Here is a 24,063-nt window from a genome sequence, read left to right on the forward strand (position 1 = left end):
TCCATTTGCTCCTGGATCAGACGCGTTCGATGACGGTGGCGGTGCCCATGCCGCCGCCGATGCACAGGGTGACCAGGGCGGTCGACTTGTTCGAGCGCTCCAGCTCGTCCAGCGCGATGCCGGTGATCATGGCGCCGGTGGCGCCGAGCGGGTGGCCCATCGAGATACCGCCGCCGTTCACGTTCATCTTGGCGTGGTCGATGTCCAGCGCCTGCATGTAGCGCAGGACGACGGCGGCGAAGGCCTCGTTCAGCTCCCACAGGTCGATGTCGTCGGGCGTCATGCCCAGCTTGCCCAGCAGTTTGCGGGTCACATATTCCGGGCCGGTCAGCATGATCGACGGCTCCGAGCCGATCGAGGCGCCGCCCAGGATCTTGGCGCGCGGCTTCAGGCCCAGGGCCTGGCCGGCTTCCAAGGAACCGATCAGCACGCCGGCCGAACCATCGACGATGCCGGACGAGTTGCCCGGCGTGTGGACGTGATTGACGCGCTCGACCTCGGGATAGCGCTGATTGATCACGCCGTCGAAGGCCATTTCGCCCATCATGGCGAAGGAGGGGTTCAGGCCGCCGAGCGCCTGCATGTCCGTGTTCGGACGGATCGTCTCGTCATGATCCAGGATGGTCAGGCCCAGCTGGTCCTTGACGCCGATCACCGAGTTCTTGAACCGGCCCTCGGCCCAGGCCTTGGCGGCGCGCTTGTGGCTCTCGACCGAATAGGCGTCCACGTCGTCGCGGCTGAAGCCGTATTTGGTGGCGATCATGTCCGCCGACACGCCTTGCGGCACGAAATAGGTCGGGAAGGCCGAAGAAGGGTCGGTCGGCCAGGCGCCCATGTCCGAACCCATCGGCACGCGGCTCATGACCTCGACGCCGCCGCCGACGGCGAAGTCGGCCTCGCCGGACTTCACCTTGGCCGTCGCCATATTCACGGCTTCCAGGCCCGAGGCGCAGAAGCGGTTGATCTGGACGCCCGCCGTATATTGCGACCAGCCGGCCGAAAGCACGGCCGTACGCGCGATGTCGGCGCCGAGTTCGCCCACGGGCGTGACGCAACCCAGGATCACGTCATCGACCTTGGAAGTATCCAGCTCGTTGCGGTCGCGCAGGGCTTCCAGCACCTGGGTCGCCAGGCTGAGGCCGGTGATCTCGTGCAGCGAGCCGTCCTTCTTGCCCTTGCCGCGCGGCGTGCGGACGGCGTCATAGATATAGGCGTCAGCCATGGAAGTGCGTCTCCATCTTTGGGCCCATCCTCAACGTGCGGCAGGTCGCGGCACGACGGACAGGGCGGTTCCAAGCGTGGACGCCAAGAACCCTACGTTTACGTCAACGTCAAGTAATAAGCCGCGTGATCGCGGGCGCTTGAAGGCGGGTTCCTCGACAGATGGGCGCGACCAGAGCGTCGGAAAGACGCGCGAGGCCCGCAGTTAGCGAGGCGGGATGCGGGTGGCGACGCCGGTAATCTTGCAGGCGTATTCGGTCTGGGGACGCCCGGTCTGAGCGCCGGTTGGCGTCAGAATGCCTTGGTCGCGTGTGCACGAAGCTTCCAAGGCATTCAGTTCCTGCTGATAGCTATTCGTCGCGCCCGTCGTGCCGCAGCCAGAAAGCAGCGGCAGGACAACGGCGGCGGAAAGGATGAGGATACGCATGGTTCGCTGCTCCCTTTGGAGCGTCAACCGCTCCGCATAGCCCCCCGGCCTTGGAAGACTACTGTGTCGCCGACAGCCTGACCAGCTTGCCATTCTGCTCGTCGGTGATGGCCCAGACCGATCCGTCGGCGCCGACCGCCACGTCGCGTATGCGTTCGCCCAGGTCCGTCAGCAGGCGCTCTTCGCCCACCACGCGGTCATTCTGGATCACCAGACGCGCGATATGCTTCTCCTTAAGGCCTGCGACCAGCAGGTTTCCGTCCCAGCCGGGGAACATGGCGCCCTGATAGAAGGTCGCGCCGCCGGGCGCGATCACCGGATCCCAGTAATAGACGGGCTGTTCGGTGCCGTCCTTTTGCGTCGCGCCGCTGTTGATCTGACCGCCCGCATATTCCACGCCGTAGGCCGCATCCGGCCAGCCGTAGTTGGCGCCGGCCTTGTCCAGATTGACCTCGTCGCCGCCGCGCGTGCCGTGTTCGATGGTCCAGATGGCGCCCGTTCCCGGCTGGACGGCGACGCCCTGGACGTTGCGGTGTCCCAGGCTCCAGATTTCCGGCAGGGCGCCGGTGCGACCGACGAAGGGGTTGTCCTGCGGGACTGTTCCGTCGGCGTTGATGCGGATGGTCTTGCCCATGTGCGAGCCCAAATCCTGCGCCTGGGGCCGCATCGGCTTGTCCGAGCGTTCGCCCAGGGTGATGAACAGCTTGCCGTCCGGCGCGAAGGCCAGGGACGACCCGAAATGCTTGTCGCCGTCATAGACGGGCAGGGCGCGGAAGATGACCTGGACGTTCTCGACGCGTGATCCGTCGTCCGACAGACGCCCGCGCGCGACCGAGGTGGCGTTGCCGCCCTCGCGGGGTTCGGCATAGCTCCAATAGATTATGCGATCCTGCGCGAAGCTCGGTCCGACGATCACGTCCAGCAGGCCGCCTTGACCGCGCGCATCGACGGCGGGCAAGCCCGCGACCGGTTCGCCGACCTGACCCTGGGCGGTGATGATCCGCAGACGGCCCGGCTTTTCGGTGACCAGCCAGCGGCCGTCGGGCAGGGCGGCCAGACCCCAGGGGTGGACAAGGCCCGATGCGACCACCGTGTGGGTCATGGCCTGTTCGGTCTTGACGCCCGGCGCGCGGGTCTGGCCGGCGAAGGCCGGTTGCTGATCGGGATTGTTCGCGGGACGGGTCTCCAACGGCGCGCCAGCCTGGGGCGCGGCGCCGGCGCTCTCGCTGTTCGCGCCACAGGCGGCGGCGAGAACGAGCAGGGATGTCGAGGCGGCGGAGAAGATCAGGCGCATGAAGGGCGAGCTCCGGCTGGGCTGTAGGCAGTCGTTACGAAACGGCGAGGCCAGCGTTACCGTTCCTGCGGCAAGGCGTCTTGCGCTCTATCGCCGCAGGTTCTGGTCCGAGACGACTTGAACCGCGCGCCCGACGGCGATATAGGCACGCCTCTTTCGCGCTGGCCCCGGCCGCGCGCAGGGCCCGGGACTGGGTAGCTCAGATGGTTAGAGCGGTGGATTCATAACCCACAGGTCGGCGGTTCGATCCCGCCTCCAGTCACCACTTCTTCTTACGCAGAACGATTGTTTGCGACGGCTAAACGGCGAACAGCCGTCACCAATGCGGTGACGGCCTGGCTTTCGCGTGCGCGGATCGGAAGCCCTTACGCCCACGCTTAGGGGCACATGAAATAGTAAGCGTAGTGCGTGTTGTCGTAGTTTGTGGTGTCGCCGAAATCGACGGCGGGGCTTTCGCAGAACACCTGAGTGTTGCCGACCGGCTGACCGTTCCTCAGATATGTGATGACCAGCCAGGGCTTTTCGGCCGCTTCGGCGGCGCTTGGAACGAGCGTGGCGGCGCCGATAGCCGACGAGGTCATCAGAGCCGCAGCAAGCGCCAAATGGGCGAGTTTCTTCACGGGCGTGTACTCCTATAGCCCTCTTCCTGAAGGCGGATCGATCATCTGATATTATGGGTTGTGCCGCGAGTAACCTGTACGTGAACATGCGTACGGCGAGCGTTGGTCCGGCCGATAACGTCTCAAACGACTTCCGGCGGATCGGGAAATGGTTTCGCTGACCACGTGTGAGGAAACACCCGCTGCAACTTGCGCCTTTGTGCTGCGTTTGTCGGTCAAGCTTTCAACCTTGACCGGAGTTTCGTCGTGACGATCCGAACCAAAGCCTTGATGGCGGCCGTCGCCGCAATGATGCTGGGCGCCGCCGCCTGCACCCAGGCCGAGCAGGAAAGGACCGAGGCGCATGCCGAGGCTGCGGCCGACAAGACGGCCGATGTCGCGTCTCAGGCCGGCGAAGTGATCGAGGGCGGCGCGATGAAGGCGGCGCAGGCGGTCGAGAGCGGCGCCGGCAAGGTCGCCGACAAGCTGGAAACCGAACAGGCCGAGGCGGCGGCCGAGGGCAAGCCCGGCGCGATCAATCCCGCGACCGACCAGCGCGTGCCGGCCAATAACAACTAAGGGCGATCAGGCGGGGGGCGGCGCTGCGCCCTCCGCTAGGATCGCATCGATCAGGGCGCGGGCTTCCTGGCTGGACCAGTCCGCTTCGCCTCTCATGACGGCGCGAATGCGGCCCTGACGATCCAGGACGATGGTCTGCGGCATGGCGCCCTTGCCGGGAAACTCGAACGGCAGCTGGAATTTGGCGTCGCTGTAGAAGGGCAGGGGCGCATGGCTGGCCAAGAAGCGTCTGGCCTCGGCTGCGGCTTCGGGTGTGGCGTCCACGTTGATCGGCAGGACAACCAGATCCTCGTTCGTCTCATAGGCCTTCGCCAGCGCCTGAAGCGTGGGCATCTCCGCCTTGCAGGGCGCGCACCACATCGCCCAAAGATTCACGACCACGACCTTGCCCTGGAAAGCCGAGAAGCGGACGGCCGTGCCGGTGCGGTCGCGGAAGGCGTATTCGGGCGCTGAGTTGGTCTCGGCCGGGGTCGACAGGGCGGCCAGGGATCCGACCGCGAAGCGCGCCAGGTCGCTTTTTGGCGCCGCAGCGGCGGTTGTGGTCTGTTCGACTTGCGCCTTCTGGCGATGATTGGCGTATAGCGACATCGCCATGCCGCCGGCGCCGGCGATGGTGCTGACGACGACGACCGCGCCGACGACCGCCCAGATCGCCTTTCTTGAGCCGCTCATGACCGAAACACCTTCTTCCGACGCCAATCCATCCGGCGGTTCGACTGCGCCGGTGAAGCCCGCGGGTCAAGACATGTGGGGCGGACGCTTTTCGTCGCGCCCCGCCGAGATCATGCAGGCGATCAACGTCTCCATCGGCGTGGACCAGCGCCTGTGGCGTCAGGATTTGGCCGGGTCACGGGCCCACTGCCGCATGCTGGCCAAACAGGGCATCATCACGCAGGCCGATGCGGACGCGATCCTGGGCGGGCTGGACGCCATCCAGTCCGAGATCGAGGCCGGGACCTTCCCCTTCCGGGATCAGTTCGAGGACATCCACATGAATGTGGAGGCGCGCCTCAATGAACTGATCGGCGAGCCGGCCGGTCGCTTGCACACGGCGCGCAGCCGCAATGATCAGGTCGCCGTCGATTTCCGCCTGTGGGTCCGCGACGCCTGCGATCGCTCGGTCGCGCAGTTGAAGGCCTTGCAGGCCGCCCTGCTGATGCGCGCCGAACAGCATGCCGGCGACCTGATGCCCGGCTTCACCCATTTGCAGACCGCCCAGCCCGTGACCCTGGGCCACCATCTGATGGCCTATGTCGAGATGTTCGGCCGCGACGCCGGACGTTTCGCCGACGCCCGCGCTCGGATGAATGAAAGCCCGCTGGGGGCGGCGGCCTTAGCCGGTTCGCCCTTCCCCATCGATCGTCAGGCGACGGCGTCGGATCTCGGTTTCGACCGGCCGATGGCGAACTCGCTGGACGCCGTATCGGACCGCGATTTCGCGTTGGAAAGCCTGGCCGCCGCCTCGATCACGGCCGGGCATCTGTCGCGCTTGGCCGAGGAGATTGTGGTCTGGATGACGCCGATGTTCGGTTTCGCCAGCCTGCCCGACGACCTGACCACCGGCTCGTCGATCATGCCGCAGAAGCGCAACCCGGACGCCGCCGAACTGGTGCGGGCCAAGACCGGCCGGATCATGGGCTCGCTGGTCGCCCTGTCCACGGTGATGAAGGGCCTGCCGCTGGCCTATTCCAAGGATATGCAGGAGGACAAGCCGCCGGTGTTCGAGGCCTTCGATGCCCTGGATCTGGCCCTGGTCGCGATGACGGCGATGGTGTCGGCGCTGCAACCCAATACCGAGCGTATGGCCCAGGCGGCGGGCGCGGGCTTTTCGACCGCGACGGATTTGGCCGACTGGCTGGTGCGCGAACTGAACCTGCCGTTCCGCAAGGCGCACCACGTGACCGGCGCGGCCGTCAAACAGGCCGAGGCGATGGGCGTGGATCTGTCGCAACTGCCGCTGGAAGAAATGCAGAAACTGGAGCCGGGGATCACCGAAGCGGTTTACAAGGTGCTGACTGCCGAGGCTTCGTGCCAAAGCCGCCAAAGCTATGGGGGAACCGCGCCGGAACAGGTCCGTGCGCGCATCGCCGACTGGAGAGCCCGCCTGTGAAGAAAACCCTCATCCTCGCGGGCGCGCTCGCCCTTCTGACCTCGGCCTGCGGGCGGATGGCCGATCTGGAATCGCCGGTGCGCGAGACCGAGCGTGCCCCGCGCAGCAGCCGCGCGCCGGGCCTGCCCGAGCCGGCGACCCTGAACCGTCCGTCCAGCAGCGTGCCGATCGACGGCGGTCCGTCCAACCCGATCGGCGCCGGCGCCGCTCAGAACGACCCGCGGTAAGTTGCACCATTTCGACCTGAAGGACGGCGCCCTCCATGCCGAGGGCGTGCCGCTGGAGCTGATCGCGGACGAGGTCGGCACGCCGGCCTATGTCTATTCGACCGCGACGCTGAAGCGGCATTACGGCCTGCTGCGCGCTGCCGCCGATGCGCATCGGGACGCTTTGGGCGAGGCCCTGATCGCCTTTGCGGTCAAGGCCAACTCCAACCTGTCGGTGCTGGCGACCCTGGCGAAACTGGGGTCAGGCGCGGACACCGTCTCCGAGGGCGAAATCCGCCGCGCCTTGGCCGCCGGCGTGCCGTCCGACCGGATCATCTTCTCCGGCGTGGGCAAGACCGATGTGGAAATGGCTTTCGCTATCAGCGTCGGCGTGCGTCAGATCAATGTCGAATCCGGCGCCGAGCTGGATCGGCTGATCGCCGTTGCAGCCATGATGGATGCGTCTCCCGCCATCGCCGTGCGGGTCAATCCCAACGTGGGCGCGGGCGGTCACGCCAAGATCACCACGGGCGGCAAGAGCGACAAGTTCGGCGTGCCGGTCGAGGAGGCGATGGACCTCTATGCCCGCGCCTCGGCCTCGCCCCATGTCACGCCAGTGGGCCTGGCCTGTCATATCGGCAGCCAGATCACTGACCTTGAGCCGCTGAAGGCCGCCTTCGAGGTCTTGGCGGACATGACGCGCAAACTGCGGGCGCAGGGTCATGCCGTGACCCGGCTGGATCTGGGCGGCGGGCTGGGCGTGCCCTACTCAGGCGGGACCGAGCCGCCGTCGCCGGCCCAGTATGTCGCCATGGCCGCGCGGGTTCTGAACGGGCTGGACGTTGAGGCGGCATTCGAGCCGGGCCGGCTGCTGGCCGCCAACGCCGGTGTGCTGCTCAGCCAGGTGATCCAGGTCAACGAACGCTCGGACGGACGACGCTTTCTGGTGCTGGACGCGGCGATGAACGACCTGATGCGGCCGGCGCTGTACGACGCCTTCCACGACATCCAGCCGGTCAATCCGCGCGAGGGCAGGGCGACGTCCTATGACGTGGTCGGGCCGGTGTGCGAGACGGGCGACACCTTCGCGCGTGACCGCGCGCTGCCGCCGCTAGAGGCCGAAGACCTGATCGTCTTCACCGGCGCAGGGGCTTACGGCGCGGTGATGTCCAGCGAATACAACAGCCGGCCCCTGATCCCCGAGGTGCTGGTGGATGGCGATCAGTGGGCCGTGATCCGGCCACGCCCGACCTATGAAGAGATGCTGGACCGCGAGCCGTTCGCCGATTGGCTTTGATCGCCGATTCTTCTCGACCGTTATAAAGTAACACGCTATAGGGCGGTCATGTCCCCCGGTCCCGAACAGTCCGTCATGCTTTCCCTGCTGGGCGGCGGCTTCGTTGCGGCCTTCCTGCATGCGGCCCTGCCGACGCATTGGCTGCCCTTCACCCTGGTGGGGCGGGCGCAAGGCTGGCGACCGTCGCGGATTCTGATGGCGGTGACGGCGGCGGGCCTGGCCCATATCGCCACGACGGCGGTGGTCGGTGGTCTGATCGTGGCGGCGGGTCTGGCGTTGGATCAGTGGATCGAGGGCGTGCTGCCTCACCTGGCTGCGGTGCTGCTGTTCCTGTTCGGCGCCTTTTATCTGGCGCGCGCGACCCTGAAGCGCCCGGCCATGGCCGGTGGTCCTGCGGTCGAGACGCCCGAGCCGGCCGTGTCGGACAAGGCCGCCTTCCTGGGTCTGGTCGCCATGATGGCGGTTTCGCCTGGCGAAGTGCTGCTGCCCATCTATCTGTCTTCGGCCTCGGCGGGGCTTGGAGCCCTGGCGCTGCTGACGGTGGTGTTCGCGGCGGGGACCATCGCCGGCATGGCGGTCTTTACGGCCCTGGCCAGCGCCGGCGCCTCGATCCTGCGGCTGGAGCGATGGGCGCGATATGAGGGGGCGGTGCTGGGCGTGGCCCTGATCGGTCTTGGCCTGGTCGTCGCCATGCACCAACACTGACGCGATATTACATGATAACATTCAATGCGTTATCATGTATCGGCTTGGCTGTTTCGCCAGAGGGCGTATAGGCGAGCCATGAACGCCGCGCACGACCACAGCCCCAGCCACCGGCATGACCACGATCATGCGGATCACGGCCATGGGCATTCTCACAGCCACCACGGACACAGCCATGGCCACGGCGGACACAGTCACGGCCCGGTAGACACCGGCGACTGGCGCTATGCCGTCGGCCTGGTGGTCAATCTGGTCTTCGTGGCGTGCGAGTTCGGCGCGGGCCTGATCGCGGATTCCACCGCCCTGCTGGCCGATGCGGGGCATAATCTGTCGGACGTGCTGGGTCTGGCCATGGCGGGCGGCGCGGCCTGGCTGGCGCGACGCGGCGCGCATGGGGCGGCGGGCGGTCGGCGGACCTATGGTTTCGGCAAGGCGACGGTGCTGGCGGCGCTGGGCAATGCGCTGCTGCTGATCTTCGCCTGCGGGGCCATCGCGTTCGAGGCCGTGCGGCGAATCAACGAGCCGGCTCCGGTCGGGTCGGGCGTCATCATGGCGGTCGCCGGCATCGGTTTCGTCATCAACCTGGGCACGGCCCTGCTGTTCATGAAATCGCAGCACGACCTGAATGCGCGCGGCGCCTATCTGCACATGATGGCCGACGCAGGCGTGTCGCTGGGCGTGGTGCTGGCCGGCGGGCTGATCATGATGACCGGCTGGTCGGTGGTCGATCCGGTTGTCAGCCTGGCGATCGTGGTCGTGATCCTGTGGTCGACCTGGGGCCTGCTGAAGGAATCGGTCAATCTGGCCATGGACGGTGCCCCGACGGGCGTGGACGTGCCGGCTTTGGAGCAGGCGCTGGTCGGCCTGCCGGGCGTGCGCGCCGTGCATGACCTGCACGTCTGGGGACTGTCGACGACCGAGACGGCCCTGACCGCCCACCTGGTCCACGACCGCGCCGACACCGCGGCCCTGATCTGCGAGGCCCAGGCCGTGGCGAAGCGCTACGCCATCGGCCATACGACATTGCAGCTGGAGACCGAGCCGCTGCCGGATTGCCCGGGCTGCTGAGCCCTCAGGCCTGTTCGAACGTCACCGGCGCGCCCCAGAACTGGGACACCAGTTCCGACTGCGGCCCGGCCTGGCCGGTGGTGAGGAAATCGCGACGCCCGCTGTCGCCCAGATCGTATTCGGGGTGCGCTTTGAAGTAGCGCTCCAAGGCGTCCGCCACCGCCGTCGGCTGTTCGATCAGAACAGTGCCGGCCGGCAGGGCCTGGGCGAACAGTTCGGCGACGATCTCATAGTGGGTGCAGCCCAGGATGGCCTTGTCCGGGTGTCGGCCGATGCGGCGACGCAGCGCATCGACGTGGTCGTCGATCACCACCTTCAGCTCTTCCGGCGGCGCGCCCAGTTCGATCAGACCCGCCAGGCCGGGGCAAGGTTCGGAAAAGACGGCGATGTCCTCGCGCCGCTTGTCGATCTCGATCTCATAGACGCGGCTGATGGCCGTGGCGGCGGTGCAGAAGACGCCGGTGATGTCGATGGAGGCGACCTTCTCGCCCTCCTGCGGGCGCTCGGCCTCGAAGCTCCAGGGCTTGCCGGTCGCCGCCTCAATGGTCGGGACGATGATGCCCAGGATGTTGACCGGGCGGCCCAGACGCTCGCGCAGACCCGGCAGCCAGGTCTGTTGCAGGCGGCGAAGTGCAATGGCGCTGGCGGTGTTGCAGGCCAGGACAACGACGGAGGCGCCGGCCTCGAACAGACGCTCGCAGCCGGTTTTCGTCAGTTCGACGATATCTTCGCCGCCCCGCCCGCCATAGGGGGCGTGGGCCTGGTCGGCCAGATAGACGAAGTCCCGCTGGGGGAAGCGTCGGGTCAGTTCGCGGTGGACGGTCAGGCCGCCCACGCCGGAGTCGAAAACGCCAATAGCCATGGCTCGGCTTTAGAACAGTGCGACGACGTATCCAACCGGATTGGCGACAAGTTTATCCCCGCGTCAGGTGACGGGGGCGATCCGTGCGCCTAAGTGTATCGCAACCATGATCTTGTTTCGGAGCATTCCATGCATAGACGCCAGCTTCTCATCGCGGGCGGCAGCCTGATGGCCCTGTCGGCCTGCGCCACCACCATGACCGGAGAGCCGGGCGCGCCGGGCGCTCCGGGAACGAGCGGCGTCAGCTTGGCCGAGGAAGCGCGCATCGCCCGCGCCGTCCTGCCCCGCCAGACGCCGCGCGCCGAGCTGCTGCAGGCCTGGACCGGGAAATACGACGGCGTTCCGCCCTTCGACAAGGTGACGCCGGCCAAGCTGCGCGAAGCCATGCTGGAAGGCATCGAACTGCAACGCGCCGATATCGCCGCCATCGCCGACAACCCCGAGGCTCCGACGTTCGCCAACACCATGGCGGCGCTGGAGCTGGCAGGCGAGCCGCTGGACCGGGCGTCCAACGTCTATGGCGTGATGACCTCCAACATCGGCGGCGAAGCCTATGACGCGGTCGACACCGAGCTGTCGCCGCTGCTGTCCGCGGCTTCGGACGAGATCACCTTCAACGAGAAGCTGTTCCAGCGGGTCAAGACCGTCGCCGACACTGCGGACGCGGCGGGCCTCAGCGCCCAGCAGAAGCGTCTGGCCGAGCGTCGCCGCGACGCCTTCATCCGTTCGGGCGCCAATCTGGATGCGGCCGGCAAGGCCGAACTGGGCCGGATCAACACCGCCCTGTCCAACGCCTTCACCCGCTTTGGCCAGAAGGTCGTCGCCGATGAGAATTCCTGGACGCTGATCCCCAACGAGGCCGGCGTGCGGGGCTTGCCGGACTCCAACAAGGCGGCCGCCGCCAGCGCGGCGCGCAGCCGTAACCTGCAAGGCTGGGCGATCCTGAACACGCGTTCGGCGGTCGATCCCTTCCTGACCTTCGCTGACGACCGGGCCCTGCGCGAGCAGGTCTGGAAGAAGTTCGTCAATCGCGGCGACAACGGCGACGCCAACGACACCAACTCGACCATCGCCGAGATCGTGAAGCTGCGCGACCAACGCGCCAAGCTCTTGGGCTATCGCAACCACGCCGAACTGCGCATGCAGGACACGATGGCCAAGACCCCGGCCAATGCTCAGGCCCTGATGGACCGCGTCTGGGCGCCGGCCAAGGCGCGCGTCGCCGAGGAAGTCGCCGACATGAAGGCGATCGCCGGTTTCGACATCGAGCCGTGGGACTACCTCTACTTCGCCGAGAAGGTGCGCAAGGCCAAGTACGACCTGGATCAAAACCAGCTGAAGCCCTACTTTGAGCTGAACGCGGTCCGCGCCGGCTCCTTCGCCATGGCCGAGCGCCTGTATGGCTTCCAGTTCAAGAAGCTGCCCAAGGGATCGGTGTCGACCTTCGAGCCCGACGTCGAGGCCTATGAGGTCTATGACAAGAGCCGGGACGGCCGCCTGATCGGTCTGTACTACACCGACGATTACGCCCGCCCGGGCAAGCGTTCGGGCGCCTGGATGACCACCTACCGGTCCTTCTCGCAGCTGGACGGCTCCAGGATCATCCTGGCCTCGAACAACAACAACTTCACCAAGCCGGAGCCGGGCGAGCCCGTTCTGATCTCGCTGGACGACGCCGAGACCCTGTTCCACGAGTTCGGCCACGCCCTGCATTATCTGTCGTCAGTGGTGACCTATCCGTCGTACGGCAATACGCCGCGCGACTTCGTCGAATATCCGTCGCAGGTGCACGAGCACTGGGTGCTGAGCCGCCCGATCTTGGACGGCTATCTGAAGCACTATCAGACGGGCGCGGCCATGCCGGCCGAACTGGTCAACAAGATCGAGGCCGCCGCCACCTTCAACCAGGGCTATGCGACGGTCAGCTATCTGTCCTCGGCCATCGTGGACATGGACCTGCACACCCAGGCCGTGCCGCCGACCGACATCGACGCGTTCGAAAAGGCCAGCCTGGCGCGGATCGGCATGCCCAAGGAGATCGTGATGCGGCACCGCCTGCCGCAGTTCAATCACCTGTTCACGTCGGACGCCTATTCGGCGGGCTACTACAGCTATCTGTGGTCCGAGACGATGGACGCCGACACCTGGGCCTATTTCGAAGAGTCGGGCGACGTGTTCAATCCGGACATCGCCGGCCGCTTCAAGTCGATCATGCTGGCGCCGGGCAACACCACCGATCGCGCCGAGGCCTATCGCGCCTTCCGCGGTCGCGACCCGGACGTGGCGGCCCTGCTGAAGGTCCGGGGCTTCCCTGTTTCCTAAGCGCCCTACCGGCCTTCGGCCTACTTGAGGGCGTTGAGCTATCGCCGTCATGTGACCTGAGGCCGATTGGCGACTGTATGAGCGAACGGCCGGCGGAGCGATCCGTCGGCCGTTTCGTTTGTCTGAAACCTGGCCTAGAGCAGGTCGAGACCCGCGCAGATCCCGGAACCCCGCATGACCGTCGTCGCCTCCTACGTCTATCGCGACGGTCAGCGCGTGCGAGAGGCGCCGCTGACGCACGAGGGGCTGGCGCTGGAGCCGGGTGAGTTCGTCTGGATCGGCCTTTACGATCCCACGGACGCCGAGATCGAGATCCTGGTCGATCGGTTCAAACTGCATCCGCTGGCGGTCGAGGACGCCCTGGCGGCGCACCAGATGCCCAAGGTCGAGGTCTATGGCCGCGAACTGTTCGTCGTGGCGCGCACGGCCATGAAGATCGATGACCGGCTGGCCTATGGCGAAACGCACGTGTTCGTCGGCGAAGACCATGTGGTCAGCATCCGTCACGGCTCGGCCCGCGCCCACAACCATCTGCGCACACAGCTGGAAGCCTCGCCCCTGCAGCTCAAGAAGGGTCCCGACTTCGTCCTGCACGGCATTCTGGATTTCATCGTCGACGCCTATGCCCCCATCGTCGACGATGTCGAGGACAGCGTTCTGGAGATGGAGCAGCGGACGCTGGACGCCTTCCTGTCGCGCCTGGAAATCCGGCGGCTGTTCACCCTGCGCCGCGAGCTGCTGAAGTTCCGGCGCATCCTGGGACCGATGGAGGAGGTGCTGGGGCGGCTCCAGTCGTTGGACCTGCCCTGTATCGATCCCGACGTGCGGCCCTATTTCCGCGACGTGGGCGACCACGTGCGACGGGTGAACAGCCGGCTGGGCGGCTTGAACGACATCCTGTCGTCGGTCTTCGAGGTCGCCAATCTGCTGGAGCAGCAACGTCAGGGCCTGATCACGCGCAAGCTGGCCGCCTGGGCCGCCATCCTGGCCGTGCCGACCGCCATCGCCGGCATCTACGGCATGAATTTCGAGTTCATGCCCGAACTGCACTGGCGCTATGGCTATCTTGGCGCGCTGGCCTTGATGGCGTCCATCTGCACGGGCCTGTTCGTCACATTCAAGAAGACGAAGTGGCTGTAGTCCGTAGCCGCCGTCATCCTCGGGCTTGACCCGAGGATCGGATGTGGATCGGGTTCTGCGTCGCCCCAGACGCGATGCGGCGGACAGCCCGTTCCTCGGGTCAAACCCGAGGATGACGGGGTTTGAGAGGCTTATCCGCTGTTCCTCAAGCCCGCCGCCACGCCGTTGATGGCCAAAAGGATGCCCTCGCGGACGCGGGGGTCGTCGTCGCCTGCGCGGCGGCGGCGGATCAGTTCGATCTGGACGTGGTTCAGCGGCTCGACATAGGGCATGCGCAGCCGGATCAGCCGGTCCAGCTCGGGCTGGCCGCCCAGCAGGGCGTCATGGCCGGTGATGGCCAGGATGGCGTCGTGGGTGCGCTGCCACTCCTCGCGGATTTCGCCATAGATGCGCGACGCCAGAGAGCCGTCGGGGACCAGGGTGGCGTAGCGACGGGCGATGGTCATGTCGGACTTGGCCATGACCATCTCCATGTTCTGGACCAGGGTCTTGAAGAAGGGCCAGGCCTCGGCCATCGCCTTCAACTCGCCCATGTCCTTGCCCTGCACCGCCGAGCCGAAGCCGAACCAGCCGGGCAGCATGACCCGGCTTTGCGACCAGCTGAACACCCAGGGAATGGCCCGCAGATCCTCGATCCGCGTGGAGGCGGTGCGCGACGACGGGCGCGAGCCGATCTTCAGATCGGCGATCTCGGCGATGGGGGTGGCGGCCCGGTAGTAGTCGACGAAGCCCTCGGTCTCATAGACCAGCTTGCGATAGGCGGCCATCGAACGCGCCGACAGGTCCGACAGGGTCGCGCCGTGTTCGGCGGTGAAGGCGTGATCCGTCCCCTTGCCCAGGGAGGCCAGCATGGCGCCGCAGGTCAGGGCGTCCAGATTGCGAAGCGCGATTTCCGGCTCGCCGTATTTGTTGGCGATGACCTCGCCCTGTTCGGTGGTGCGGATGCGGCCCTGTACCGTGCCTTCGGGCTGGGCGAGGACGCCGGCGAAGGACGAGCCGCCGCCACGCCCGACCGTGCCGCCGCGCCCGTGGAACAGCTGCAGCTTCAGCCCGTGCTTCTGCGTCACCTCGACCAGGGCGCGCGAGGCCTCGTGCAACTCCCAGCCCGAGGTTAGGTAGGAGCCGTCCTTGTTCGAATCCGAATAGCCGATCATCACCTCCTGGACCCCGCGCGCCCTGGCGACGGCGAGGGCCGAGGGCTCCTGCAACAGCCGCTCCAGGGTGGGGCGCGCGGCGCGAAGGTCTTCGATGGTCTCGAACAAAGGCGCGGCCTGGATCGGGCAGGCGGCGGGGTCTTCGGGCCGGTAGAGACCGACCTCCTTCAGCAGCAGATAGACTTCCAGCAGATCGGACGCTGCATCCGTCTTGGACACGATATGGGTGCGGATCGCCTGGGGCCCGAAGGCGGCGAGCGCGGTCGCGGCCGCCTGAAGGATGGCGCGCTCCTTCAGGGTTTCCGGCTCATAGTCGGCATAGGGGCTGAACAGCAGGCGCGACGAGGCCAGTTCGGCGGCCAGCACCTTCAGCCGGCCCTCCTCGTCCAATGCCAGATAATCGGCGTGGACGCCGGCGACCTTCAGCAGGTCGGCGACGACGCGCTCATGGACATCGGCGTTCTGGCGCATGTCCAGGGTCGCCATATGGAAGCCGAACACCTCGACCGCCGTGATCAGGTCGCTGAGCCGGTCGTCGGCGAAGACGCCGCCGTGGTGTGACACCAGGCTGTCGTGAAGCGTCTTCAGATCGGCCTCGAAGGGGTCAGGGCCGGGATAGGGTTCGGCCTGGACCGCGGGGCGACGAGGCGGCGGGGCGTCGCCCAGCTTCTCGTGCGTGGCGGCCAGGCGGGCATAGACGCCGGTCAGGGCGCGGCGATAGGGCTCGTCCGCGCGGTGGGGCGAGGGATCGTGGGCGGCGTCGGCCAGGGCCTGAAGCTCCGGCGACACCTGCGCCAGTTCGGCCGCGAGGCTGAGTTCGGCGCCCAGGGCGTGGACCTCGTCCAGATAGAAGGTCAGCACGGCCCGCGCTTGGGTGCGGAAGGCGGCGGCCATCACCGTGGCGTCCACGTTCGGATTGCCGTCTCGGTCGCCGCCGACCCAGGTGCCGACCCGCATGAAGGGTTTCAGCTCGGGCGCCTCCAGCAGCCGCCGCCAGGCTGACAACTGCTTGGGCGCGACGTGCAGGAAGATGCGGTCCAGGAAGGAGACGACGGTGTCGATCTCGTCCTGCACCACCAGGCCCTGGGTGCGGACCAGACGCGTGGCCCACAGGATGACGATCTGGCGGCGCAGCGGTTCGGCGATGGCGTCCAGGGTGCAGGCGTCGCCGGCCTTGTCGCAGGCGTCCAGCAGGTCGGTGATGGCGGCGATGCGGTCGATGACGCTCTTGCGCCGGACCTCGGACGGGTGGGCGGTCAGGACGGGAGAGATCAGCGACTGATCCAGCAGGGCGCGCACGGCCTCGCGGTCCACGCCTTGGTCGGCCAGACGCTTCAGCGCGCCTTCCGGCGTGTCGGGCCGGGCGCCGGCCACGGCCTGGCTCTGGGCGCGACGGCGGGTGGAGCGATCCTCGGCGATATTGGCCAGCAGCGAGAACAGGGCGAAGCCGTGCGCCAGACCGGCCGCCTGATCCACCGACATAGCGGTCAGCAGCTTCTCCAGACGCTTGGCGGGGTGCGAGGCCGGGTCGCGGTGATAGGCGATCGAAGCCTGGCGCACCGCCTCGACATGGTCGAACAGGGCCTGCCCGCCCTCGTCGCGGATGATGTCGCCCAGAATGCCGCCCAGCAGTCGAACTTCGTCACGCAGGGCGTCGTCGGCGGCGGGGCTCATCATCTGGAATATCCTGGGTCGGCGCGGGGAGGTCGGCATCTGGAAGGGCGAAGTCGCCCGCGTCAACGCACGATCCGTGACAGCCGCCCCCAAAAATCACCGCGTCGATCATGGTGAACCGCCTGTTAGGGTTTCTTAACCGACGGCGCGCGATGATGCGGGCGTAGGATTCCAGATCGGTTCCACTCTTGCCCATGTTCGCCAAACGCCAATCCGCACTCGCCGCCACCGCCGGGACCGCCCCGCGCGCCAAGGACGGCCCGAGCCTGAAACCTGTCGTCGACGCCTTGAAGAAGCCGCCGGTCGCGGCGGGTCTCGCGGGCTTGCTGCTGCTCAGCGCCAGCGCCCTGTTCCTGACGGTTCTGGGCGATCCCAAGGCGGGGACGCCCTCGGCCCATGTCGCGCTGGAACGCGACGCGCCCGCGCCGCAAGCGCCGGCCCCGACGGGTTTCGAAGCCTTCTCCATGGGCGCGATGGGGCTGTATCAAAATCTGGCGGGCGGCGCCGATCCGGCCGCAGGCGGCGACGCCGTCATCACCCTGCCGGACGGCGGCAGCGTCTCGGGTCAGGGCGCGCCCATCACGGCGCCGGTCCACGCGGCCTCGCCCTTGGCCAAGGCCCCCATCGCCGGCCTGTCGCAGCCCGGATCCAACGGTCCCTTGCCGATGATCGCGCCCGACGGCCGCGTGCCGGCCCAGGCCTATGCTCGCCCGTTCCGACCGAACGGCAAGCCGCGCGTGTCGCTGATCGTCGGCGGCCTGGGCCTGAACGCCGTCACCACCCGCGCGGCCATCGAACGCCTGCCGCCGGAGGTCACGCTCAGCTTCGTGCCCTATGCGGACAATCTGCAGGGCTGGATCGACCAGGCGCGCGCCCAGGGCCATGAGGTCATGCTGGAAATGCCGATGGAGCCGACCGGCTATCCCGACAACGACCCCGGCCCCTATACGCTGCTGGCCGACGGCGGCGCCGACGACGTGACCGCCAAGATGGACTGGCTGCTGAGCCGCGCCACCGGCTATTTCGGCGTGACCAACTATCTGGGCGACCGGTTCTCCGGCTCGGACACGGGCATGAACGCCTTCCTGAGCGTGTTGCGCCAGCGCGGCGTCGCCTTCCTCGACGACGGCTCGTTCCAGCGTCGGCCGGGCGCCTGGGCGCGGGCCAGCGCGGATCGCGTCATAGACCGGACCCAGTCGCCCGCCGCCATCGTCGCCGCCCTGAATGGTCTGGAGGCCCAGGCCAAGCTGCGCGGTTCGGCCCTGGGGGCCGGCTTCAGCTATCCAGTGACGGTCGAGGCCGCCGCCCGCTGGACCGCCGGTCTGGAGCAGCGCGGCCTGCAACTGGCGCCGGCGTCGTCCATGTCGATGCGGCCGGGGCGCTAGTGTCCGATCTCGACGCCTATCGGTCCAATGTCGGGGTCGTGCTGTTCAACCGCGAGGGCCTGGTCTGGTACGGCCAGCGCCACGCCACGCCAGGCCCGCATAACTGGCAGTTCCCGCAAGGCGGCGTCGATGCGGGCGAGGATCTGGAAGCGGCCGCCCGCCGCGAATTGCATGAGGAGACCGGCGTCACCTCGATCGAACTGCTGGCGCGGACGGACGACTGGATCCTGTACGACTTCCCGCCCGAAGCCATGAACAACGCCAAGGCCTGGCGCGGTTTCAAGGGTCAGAAGCAGCAGTGGTTCGCCTTCCGCTTCACCGGCGACGAAGCCGAGATCGATCTGGCGGCCGACGACGAGGTCGAGTTCGACGCCTGGCGCTGGGGACCGCTGTCGGACGCCTGTGACCTGATCGTGCCGTTCAAACGCCCGGCCTATGAACAGGTCGTCGCCGCCTTCTCGCACTTGGCGGCATAGAAAAAGGGCGGCGCGAACGCCGCCCTTCCATAGTTCGCCTTGAAACGGCTTAGGCCGCTGCAGCCTTCTTCTCGGTCTGGCCTTCGATCAGCGGCTGGCTGGCGCCGATCTCGATACGGCGGGGCTTCAGCGCCTCGGGCAGTTCGCGCTTCAGCGAGATCGAGAGCAGACCGTTGACCAGATTGGCGTCGTTGACGACGACATAGTCGGCCAGCTGGAAGCGGCGCTCGAAATCGCGCTCGGCCAGCCCGCGATGCAGATAGGTCTTCTGCGTCGCCGTATCGTCGTTGGCGGTCTTGCGGCCGGTCACGGTGAGCAGGTTTTCCTTCACCTCGATGTTCAGCTCGTCGGGGCTGAAGCCGGCGACGGCGATCTCGATGCGATAGGCGTTCTCGCCCGTGGTCTCGATGTTGTAGGGGGGATAACCCGTGTCCTGGCTGGTCGCGCGCGAGGCGTTTTCCAGCAGATTGGCCAGACGGTCGAAGCCGACGGCCGAACGGTACAGCGGGGTGAAATCATAGGTACGCATCAGCATCCTCCTGAGGATCAGCAAGGTTGAGCCGCCCGGCGTTTTGGCCCGGACGGTGGGAGATCAGATCGACGACCCGAAACCGGCGCCGTCAGTCTGGAGAACCCGAAATCGGCATCCTCGGAAGCAAAGATGGGAACCGGCGAAACGGCGTCAAGGGCGCAGCCTGCACGATTTTGCTTGCGTCAAATCCGCCTGTGTCTCGCGAAGTTCATTTGCGCCGGCGGCCCGCCTGCCTATGGAGAACGACCTGAACCTGGAGCCCTCGATCATGCGCCCTGCCGTCTACGGCCTCGTCGCCGTCCTGCTGTCCGCCGCCCCCGCCCTGGCCCAACAGTCGCCCCAGACCCAGGGCGCGTGGACGCCGCCGCGTTCGGCCCTGTCCAGCGCCATGCCGACCTTCTCCGACGACACGGCCCTGCAGACCGCCATCGCGGCCGAGACCCGGCCCGCCGCCGACCGGGCGCGCGACGTCTATCGTCATCCGTATGAATCCCTGACCTTCTGGGGCCTGACGCCGGGCATGACGGTGGTGGAGATCGAGCCGGGCGGCGCCAGCTGGTGGCGGCACATCCTGGAACCCTATGCGGCGGCGACCGGCGGTCGTTATGTGCCGGTCAATCGCCCGCTGGAAAGCATGGGCGCGGCGGACGGAACCGCCGACTTCATCCTGGTGGCCCGCGCCTTCCATAATTGGTCGCGCGACGGCCGGACCCAGCCGTATCTGCAGGCCTTCTGCAAGGCCTTGAAGCCCGGCGGCGTGCTGGCCGTCGAACAGCACCGCAGCGCGGAGGGTCTGAATGTCGCTGACGTCGCCTCCACCGGCTATGTGCCCGAAAGCTACGTGATCCATGAGGCGCGCAACGCCGGCTTCGTGCTGGAGGCGCGCAGCGAACTGAACGCCAATCCCAAGGACGACCACGATCACCCGTTCGGCGTCTGGACCTTGCCGCCCATCCGCCAGTCGGCTGCGCGCAACGATCCGTCCGGCCGCACCCTGACGCCCGAGGAACGCGCCGCCTTCGACGCCGTCGGCGAGAGCGATCGGATGACCCTGCGTTTCCGCAAGCCCGAATAGGCCGTCTTGCGTTTTGACCGGACCTGCGAACCCGATTAAGCCCAAGACGTCAGGGTGCGTCGGACGCGGGTCCCGGCGTCCTGCGGAGGTTTTGAATGGCTGATCGTCTGGCGAGCGCGAGCGGATTGTCGCGTCGGTTTCTGCTGAGCGGCGCTGCGGCGCTGGGGCTGACCGGCGTGGCGGCTTGCGGGCGCAAGGACGAGGCCGCTAAGGCGCCCGCCGCGCCGCCCACACCCGCCGGGCCGCCGGAAGGCTCGCTGGAATGGGCGGTAGAGGGATCGTGGCGCTCGGCCCAGGATAAGGCGCGCGACGCCTTCCGTCACCCGATGGAGACGCTGCGGTTCTTCGGACTTCAACCCAAGATGACGGTGGTGGAGTTCTGGCCCGGCAGCGGCTGGTACACCGAAATCCTGGCCCCCTATCTGGCCAAGGGGGCGGGAACCTATGTCGCCGCCCTGTTTCCCGAGGGGCCGACCGCCGATCCGGCGCAGGCCGTGCTGAACACCGCCTTCCGCACGCGATTCTCCAGCGATAAGAAGCTTTATGGCGAGCCGCAGTTTTCGGTCTTCGGCGCGGGGTCCGGTCCGGTGATCGCGGCGGGTACGGCCGAGATGTGCCTGTTCATGCGAACCCTGCATGGCTGGATGGCGGCGGGCATTGCGGAAAAGGCCTTCGCCGATGCCTTCGCCGCCCTTCGCCCCGGCGGCATCCTGGGTGTCGAGCAACATCGACTGTCCCCTGCGGAGGACCAGGATCCGGTCGCGGCCAACGGCTATGTCCAGGAAGCCTTCGTGCGCCAGTTGGCGGCCGAAGCGGGCTTCGTCTTCGTCGAGGCGTCCGAGATCAACGCCAATCCGGAAGACACCAAGGATCACCCGTTCGGCGTCGACACCCTGGCGCCCACGCGCCTGACGGCGCCGCGCGGCGAACCGGCGGACCCCGCCTTCGACCGCTCCAAATATGACGCGATCGGCGAGAGCGATCGCATGACCTTGAAGTTCAGGAAGCCCGAGTGAACCGCGCCCAAGCCTTCGCCGCCAACGCCCCGTTGATGGGGGTTCCCGGCGCCGCCCCGCCGCCCGGCGGAAAGGGCGATTGGTTTCGCGGCGCGGGCGGAATGCGCCTGCGCGCCGGGCTGTGGAAGCCGTCGCATCTCGCTGCGGACAAGGTGCGCGGCACCGTGGTGCTCAGCCCCGGCCGCACCGAGCCGATCGAAAAATACTATGAGGTGATCGGCAACTTCCTGGCGCGCGGCTGGTGCGTGCTGACCCACGACTGGCGCGGCCAAGGGCTGTCGGCCCGTCTGCTGCCCGACCGGCTGAAGGGTCACGCCCGTGCGGTCGAGGAGTTTCTGGACGACTACAACCGCCTGCTGAACGCCTATGAGGATCAGTGCCCCAAGCCGTGGATCATGGTCGGCCATTCGATGGGCGCCTGTCTGAATCTCTTGTCGCTGGAAAGCGGCGAGGACCGGTTCGCCGGCGCGGTCCTGTCCAGCCCCATGCTGCGCATCAAGACCGGCAAACGGTCGATGTGGTCGGTCAAGCTGGTGGTGCGCTGGAACATTCGCCACGGCCAGGCCGGCGACTATATCCTGGGCGACCCCGACGATCCTTTCGACCACAACTTCGCCGAGGATGCCCTGACCTCGGACGAGACCCGCTATGAGATGTGGCGTCAGCAGCTGTACGCCTGTCCGCACCTGGCCATCGGCGGTCCCACCTATGGCTGGCTGGCCTTTGCGCTGGACGCCGGCGAGCGCGCGCTGAAGCCCAAGGCCCTGAAGGCGGTCAAGGCGCCGGTCGTGATCGTCCAGGCCAGCGCCGACGACGTGGTGTGGAAGCAGACCAACCAATGGGCCGCCAAACGCATCCCGCGCGGCCGCTACGTCGAGGTCGCCGGCGCCAAGCATGAGGTCATCATGGAGGCCGACGACCTGCGCGCGGTCTTCCTGAACGAATTCGACGCCATGGCCGATCTGGTCGCCCCTTCGGCCGACGCGCTCACCGATCCTTCGGCGAGAACGGCGGACGTGACGGCGGAGACTTCGTCGGTCGGCTAGGCGGCTGTCGCGGCGGCCAGAACGCGAAGGCCCGCCGCCAGAATGTCTTCGCCTTCGGGCACAGTCACGTCCGGCTGCATCAGCCAACGGGGCTGGCCTTTCACGTCATAGACGGGTTCGGCGGAATACTGGCCTTTGACGCCGGTGCGGTCGAGGGTGATGGGAAAGACCGCCGCGCCCAGCCCGATCATGGGCGTGCCGACGACCGTGGCGCGACCCAGCCCCCGCATGCCCATGGGAAAACCCTCGGCCATGCTGCCGCTCCAGTGGTTCGTCAGGACGACGACAGGGCGGACGTAGGTGAAGGGCCCGCGCGGCTCGACCGTCTCGGTCCAGAAGTCGCCGAGGCCTCGCCCCTGCCGCCGCCGCATGAGGGCGTAGGGCTTCGTCTCAGTGATGAACCGGCCCATGATCGGGCGCGCGATGGCGGTATCGCCCCCTCCGTTGTCACGCACGTCGATGATCAGGCCAGGCGCGTCGCGGAACTCGGCCAGGGCCTGATCAAAGCTTTCGGTCACCGCGTCGTCCGCAAAGCTGCGAATGGCGACATAGCCGACGCCGTCGTCCAGCCTGCGCCATTCGACATTCGGCTTGGGTGCAGATTGGCGGATCGGAAGCAGCAGGTCGCGCGGCGCGGCTGATCCGGTCGCCACCTGATAGCGACGCGGCTGACCGCGACGGCCGGCGATGGCGCTGTTCAGGGCATAGGCCTGAGCCGCCTGATCCGGCCGGCTCAGGCATTTCGGCAGCAGATCGTGGGCCACCGCCGCGACGGGGCGTCCATCCACGGTCAGGATCACGTCGCCGAGACGAAGGCCGGCCTCAGACGCCACGCTGTCCTCGTCTATGGCGGTCACCACGGCCTGTCCGTTGCGCCAATCGGCGATCAGATCCGAAATCGGCAATCTTGGAGAGCCGGCGGGCGGATCCGCCAGCGAGGTATGGGGATCATACAACTCGGCCAGGGTGCGACGAAGAACTTCGGCGAAGGCGTCGTCAGACTCCGCCGATCGCGCCAGCGGGCGATAGAGGGTCCGGACGCGATTCCAATCGGTGCGCTTGTCCGAAAAGAAGCAGTAGCGATCCCGTAGAGTTTCCCACAACTCGTCGAAATCATTCAGGAAGGTGACGTCGTGATCGGGTTCGGCCGCCCACGCTGCGCTGCCTATCGCAGGTGTCACCGCAGCCCCCAGCGCGGCCTTCAACATGAGGCGCCGATCCATCTTCGTCCCGCTCCGTAAGCAATCGTCTCGCCATTTGTGGACCGCAGGCGCGGGATTGAACCAGTTAAACTCCTGTAAGCCCCTCGGCGCGCCAGCGTCGGTCGATCGTCTGCGTGACGCCGCATAGTTGCAGGAAGGCGACGGCGACGCCGGGGCCGGTCTCGGCCTTGATCAGCAGGGGCAGAACGATCCAATCGCGCGGGAAGCGCATCACCATCACGTCGTCGCTGGCGCGCAGGTGCGGGCAGTATTTCATCGACCGGTCGACGCAGCGGCGGTGCAGGGGCGCGATCGAGCCGGCGTCGATCATAACGCGGTCGTCGGCGATATCGGCGCGAACCTGACCGCCGCGCGCCCTGAGCTGACCGGCGCACCGTCGCGCGGCGATCTGGGTCCAGCGATCGCCCTCTTCAGTCGGCTCGCCGCACATCGGACACAGCATGCGCGCGACTGTCAGGCGCTGTCGGACCAGATGGTTCTTCGAATATTGCGGCTTGCCGGCGCCGGGCGCGCTGGCCTGCATCAGGGCGAGACGGCCGCCGACGGTTCGGCACGGCGCGGCGCCCGTAATCTCCTCGCCGCTCCAACTGGTGACCCAGGGCACGTCGACGCCGACAACCAGTTTGGACAGGCCAGTCATCGAAATCCGTCC

The 24,063-nt window shown here is 67.2% G+C and carries 23 protein-coding genes and 1 tRNA gene; 14 read left to right on the top strand and 10 right to left on the bottom strand.

The window, feature by feature from the left end; all coding sequences use genetic code 11:
- Window positions 1-16: 16 nt before the first annotated feature.
- The 3 genes from LG306_RS03970 to LG306_RS03980 all read right to left on the bottom strand — a co-directional run bounded on the left by LG306_RS03970 (window position 17) and on the right by LG306_RS03980 (window position 2,942).
- Window positions 17-1,222 (bottom strand): acetyl-CoA C-acetyltransferase, encoded by a 1,206-nt coding sequence (locus LG306_RS03970; protein ID WP_404418394.1) that lies wholly within the window; start codon window positions 1,220-1,222, stop codon window positions 17-19.
- A gap of 204 nt (window positions 1,223-1,426) precedes the next feature.
- Window positions 1,427-1,648 carry a hypothetical protein gene (locus LG306_RS03975; protein WP_404418396.1) on the bottom strand — a complete coding sequence of 74 codons (222 nt, stop codon included), beginning with the start codon at window positions 1,646-1,648 and terminating at the stop codon, window positions 1,427-1,429.
- Window positions 1,649-1,706: 58 nt separating this feature from the next.
- On the bottom strand, window positions 1,707-2,942 hold the full coding sequence (locus LG306_RS03980; RefSeq protein WP_404418398.1) for a PQQ-dependent sugar dehydrogenase: 1,236 nt from the start codon (window positions 2,940-2,942) through the stop codon (window positions 1,707-1,709).
- A 188-nt stretch (window positions 2,943-3,130) separates the two neighbouring features.
- Between LG306_RS03980 and LG306_RS03985 the strand changes: the two genes are divergently transcribed.
- Window positions 3,131-3,207, top strand: a tRNA-Met gene (locus tag LG306_RS03985).
- A gap of 112 nt (window positions 3,208-3,319) precedes the next feature.
- Here the strand turns inward: LG306_RS03985 and LG306_RS03990 are convergent.
- Window positions 3,320-3,562, bottom strand: coding sequence for a hypothetical protein (locus tag LG306_RS03990; RefSeq protein ID WP_404418400.1), 243 nt, complete (start codon window positions 3,560-3,562; stop codon window positions 3,320-3,322).
- A gap of 246 nt (window positions 3,563-3,808) precedes the next feature.
- On the opposite strand from LG306_RS03990, the gene LG306_RS03995 reads away from it, so the two are divergent.
- Window positions 3,809-4,120 carry a hypothetical protein gene (locus tag LG306_RS03995; RefSeq protein WP_404418402.1) on the top strand — a complete coding sequence of 104 codons (312 nt, stop codon included), beginning with the start codon at window positions 3,809-3,811 and terminating at the stop codon, window positions 4,118-4,120.
- A 6-nt stretch (window positions 4,121-4,126) separates the two neighbouring features.
- On the opposite strand, the gene LG306_RS04000 is transcribed toward LG306_RS03995, so the two are convergent.
- A complete protein-coding gene (locus LG306_RS04000) occupies window positions 4,127-4,792 on the bottom strand; it encodes a TlpA family protein disulfide reductase (RefSeq protein WP_404418404.1) in 666 nt (221 codons plus the stop codon).
- Between LG306_RS04000 and argH the strand changes: the two genes are divergently transcribed.
- The 5 genes from argH (at window position 4,791) to LG306_RS04025 (ending at window position 9,506) form a co-directional block, all read left to right on the top strand.
- Entirely contained in the window at window positions 4,791-6,230 is a 1,440-nt protein-coding gene (gene argH / locus LG306_RS04005; RefSeq protein WP_404418406.1) for an argininosuccinate lyase, read from the top strand. The two genes, LG306_RS04000 and argH, sit on opposite strands and share 2 nt — an antisense overlap.
- Window positions 6,227-6,457 (top strand): hypothetical protein, encoded by a 231-nt coding sequence (locus LG306_RS04010; RefSeq protein ID WP_404418408.1) that lies wholly within the window; start codon window positions 6,227-6,229, stop codon window positions 6,455-6,457. Before argH ends, LG306_RS04010 begins: the two co-directional genes overlap by 4 nt.
- A 1-nt stretch (window position 6,458) precedes the next feature.
- A complete protein-coding gene (gene lysA / locus LG306_RS04015) occupies window positions 6,459-7,733 on the top strand; it encodes a diaminopimelate decarboxylase (RefSeq protein ID WP_404418410.1) in 1,275 nt (424 codons plus the stop codon).
- A 48-nt stretch (window positions 7,734-7,781) separates the two neighbouring features.
- Window positions 7,782-8,438 carry a hypothetical protein gene (locus LG306_RS04020; protein WP_165115018.1) on the top strand — a complete coding sequence of 219 codons (657 nt, stop codon included), beginning with the start codon at window positions 7,782-7,784 and terminating at the stop codon, window positions 8,436-8,438.
- Window positions 8,439-8,516: 78 nt separating this feature from the next.
- Window positions 8,517-9,506, top strand: coding sequence for a cation diffusion facilitator family transporter (locus tag LG306_RS04025; protein WP_404418412.1), 990 nt, complete (start codon window positions 8,517-8,519; stop codon window positions 9,504-9,506).
- A gap of 4 nt (window positions 9,507-9,510) precedes the next feature.
- Here LG306_RS04025 and LG306_RS04030 read toward each other — a convergent pair whose 3' ends face one another.
- Window positions 9,511-10,368 carry a glutamate racemase gene (locus LG306_RS04030; RefSeq protein WP_271042416.1) on the bottom strand — a complete coding sequence of 286 codons (858 nt, stop codon included), beginning with the start codon at window positions 10,366-10,368 and terminating at the stop codon, window positions 9,511-9,513.
- A gap of 129 nt (window positions 10,369-10,497) precedes the next feature.
- Here LG306_RS04030 and LG306_RS04035 point away from each other — a divergent pair, with 129 nt between their 5' ends.
- Window positions 10,498-12,690 (top strand): M3 family metallopeptidase, encoded by a 2,193-nt coding sequence (locus tag LG306_RS04035; RefSeq protein WP_404418414.1) that lies wholly within the window; start codon window positions 10,498-10,500, stop codon window positions 12,688-12,690.
- A gap of 174 nt (window positions 12,691-12,864) precedes the next feature.
- A complete protein-coding gene (locus LG306_RS04040; RefSeq protein WP_404418416.1) occupies window positions 12,865-13,830 on the top strand; it encodes a magnesium and cobalt transport protein CorA in 966 nt (321 codons plus the stop codon).
- Between the two features lie 131 nt (window positions 13,831-13,961).
- Here the strand turns inward: LG306_RS04040 and ppc are convergent, their stop codons facing one another.
- On the bottom strand, window positions 13,962-16,661 hold the full coding sequence (gene ppc, locus LG306_RS04045) for a phosphoenolpyruvate carboxylase (RefSeq protein ID WP_404418418.1): 2,700 nt from the start codon (window positions 16,659-16,661) through the stop codon (window positions 13,962-13,964).
- 191 nt (window positions 16,662-16,852) lie between these two features.
- On the opposite strand from ppc, the gene LG306_RS04050 reads away from it, so the two are divergent.
- Both LG306_RS04050 and LG306_RS04055 read left to right on the top strand, forming a co-directional pair.
- Window positions 16,853-18,043 (top strand): divergent polysaccharide deacetylase family protein, encoded by a 1,191-nt coding sequence (locus LG306_RS04050; protein WP_404419644.1) that lies wholly within the window; start codon window positions 16,853-16,855, stop codon window positions 18,041-18,043.
- A complete protein-coding gene (locus tag LG306_RS04055) occupies window positions 18,043-18,519 on the top strand; it encodes an RNA pyrophosphohydrolase (RefSeq protein ID WP_404418420.1) in 477 nt (158 codons plus the stop codon). The genes LG306_RS04050 and LG306_RS04055 overlap by 1 nt, the downstream gene beginning before the upstream one ends.
- A 49-nt stretch (window positions 18,520-18,568) precedes the next feature.
- Here the strand turns inward: LG306_RS04055 and LG306_RS04060 are convergent, their stop codons facing one another.
- A complete protein-coding gene (locus tag LG306_RS04060; protein ID WP_404418422.1) occupies window positions 18,569-19,048 on the bottom strand; it encodes an Hsp20 family protein in 480 nt (159 codons plus the stop codon).
- Window positions 19,049-19,319: 271 nt separating this feature from the next.
- On the opposite strand from LG306_RS04060, the gene LG306_RS04065 reads away from it, so the two are divergent.
- The 3 genes from LG306_RS04065 (at window position 19,320) to LG306_RS04075 (ending at window position 22,188) form a co-directional block, all read left to right on the top strand.
- The gene (locus tag LG306_RS04065; protein WP_404418424.1) at window positions 19,320-20,126 is read left to right on the top strand and encodes a class I SAM-dependent methyltransferase; all 807 of its coding nucleotides are present in this window, start codon (window positions 19,320-19,322) and stop codon (window positions 20,124-20,126) included.
- Between the two features lie 95 nt (window positions 20,127-20,221).
- A complete protein-coding gene (locus LG306_RS04070) occupies window positions 20,222-21,142 on the top strand; it encodes a class I SAM-dependent methyltransferase (RefSeq protein WP_165115030.1) in 921 nt (306 codons plus the stop codon).
- On the top strand, window positions 21,139-22,188 hold the full coding sequence (locus LG306_RS04075; protein WP_404418427.1) for an alpha/beta fold hydrolase: 1,050 nt from the start codon (window positions 21,139-21,141) through the stop codon (window positions 22,186-22,188). The genes LG306_RS04070 and LG306_RS04075 overlap by 4 nt, the downstream gene beginning before the upstream one ends.
- Here LG306_RS04075 and LG306_RS04080 read toward each other — a convergent pair.
- Together LG306_RS04080 and LG306_RS04085 are read right to left on the bottom strand one after the other, a co-directional pair.
- The gene (locus LG306_RS04080; RefSeq protein WP_404418429.1) at window positions 22,185-23,411 is read right to left on the bottom strand and encodes a S41 family peptidase; all 1,227 of its coding nucleotides are present in this window, start codon (window positions 23,409-23,411) and stop codon (window positions 22,185-22,187) included. The genes LG306_RS04075 and LG306_RS04080 overlap by 4 nt on opposite strands.
- A gap of 64 nt (window positions 23,412-23,475) precedes the next feature.
- Window positions 23,476-24,051 (bottom strand): hypothetical protein, encoded by a 576-nt coding sequence (locus LG306_RS04085; RefSeq protein WP_404418431.1) that lies wholly within the window; start codon window positions 24,049-24,051, stop codon window positions 23,476-23,478.
- Window positions 24,052-24,063: the final 12 nt, after the last annotated feature.

The organism is Brevundimonas vesicularis, from assembly GCF_044807075.1.
In the GTDB taxonomy this organism is placed as follows: Bacteria; Pseudomonadota; Alphaproteobacteria; order Caulobacterales; family Caulobacteraceae; genus Brevundimonas; species Brevundimonas vesicularis_G.

What these genes read in the sequence shown, in the direction of transcription:
- LG306_RS04040 (WP_404418416.1), top strand. Translation starts at nt 12,865, where the DNA reads ATGACCGTCGTCGCCTCCTACGTCTATCGCGACGGTCAGCGCGTGCGA.
- LG306_RS03970 (WP_404418394.1), bottom strand. Translation starts at nt 1,222, where the DNA reads ATGGCTGACGCCTATATCTATGACGCCGTCCGCACGCCGCGCGGCAAG.
- LG306_RS04080 (WP_404418429.1), bottom strand. Translation starts at nt 23,411, where the DNA reads ATGGATCGGCGCCTCATGTTGAAGGCCGCGCTGGGGGCTGCGGTGACA.
- LG306_RS04030 (WP_271042416.1), bottom strand. Translation starts at nt 10,368, where the DNA reads ATGGCTATTGGCGTTTTCGACTCCGGCGTGGGCGGCCTGACCGTCCAC.
- LG306_RS04020 (WP_165115018.1), top strand. Translation starts at nt 7,782, where the DNA reads ATGTCCCCCGGTCCCGAACAGTCCGTCATGCTTTCCCTGCTGGGCGGC.
- LG306_RS04085 (WP_404418431.1), bottom strand. Translation starts at nt 24,051, where the DNA reads ATGACTGGCCTGTCCAAACTGGTTGTCGGCGTCGACGTGCCCTGGGTC.
- LG306_RS04025 (WP_404418412.1), top strand. Translation starts at nt 8,517, where the DNA reads ATGAACGCCGCGCACGACCACAGCCCCAGCCACCGGCATGACCACGAT.
- LG306_RS04035 (WP_404418414.1), top strand. Translation starts at nt 10,498, where the DNA reads ATGCATAGACGCCAGCTTCTCATCGCGGGCGGCAGCCTGATGGCCCTG.
- LG306_RS04050 (WP_404419644.1), top strand. Translation starts at nt 16,853, where the DNA reads ATGTTCGCCAAACGCCAATCCGCACTCGCCGCCACCGCCGGGACCGCC.
- LG306_RS04070 (WP_165115030.1), top strand. Translation starts at nt 20,222, where the DNA reads ATGGCTGATCGTCTGGCGAGCGCGAGCGGATTGTCGCGTCGGTTTCTG.
- LG306_RS04060 (WP_404418422.1), bottom strand. Translation starts at nt 19,048, where the DNA reads ATGCGTACCTATGATTTCACCCCGCTGTACCGTTCGGCCGTCGGCTTC.
- LG306_RS04065 (WP_404418424.1), top strand. Translation starts at nt 19,320, where the DNA reads ATGCGCCCTGCCGTCTACGGCCTCGTCGCCGTCCTGCTGTCCGCCGCC.
- LG306_RS03980 (WP_404418398.1), bottom strand. Translation starts at nt 2,942, where the DNA reads ATGCGCCTGATCTTCTCCGCCGCCTCGACATCCCTGCTCGTTCTCGCC.
- LG306_RS04000 (WP_404418404.1), bottom strand. Translation starts at nt 4,792, where the DNA reads ATGAGCGGCTCAAGAAAGGCGATCTGGGCGGTCGTCGGCGCGGTCGTC.
- ppc (WP_404418418.1), bottom strand. Translation starts at nt 16,661, where the DNA reads ATGATGAGCCCCGCCGCCGACGACGCCCTGCGTGACGAAGTTCGACTG.
- argH (WP_404418406.1), top strand. Translation starts at nt 4,791, where the DNA reads ATGACCGAAACACCTTCTTCCGACGCCAATCCATCCGGCGGTTCGACT.
- LG306_RS03975 (WP_404418396.1), bottom strand. Translation starts at nt 1,648, where the DNA reads ATGCGTATCCTCATCCTTTCCGCCGCCGTTGTCCTGCCGCTGCTTTCT.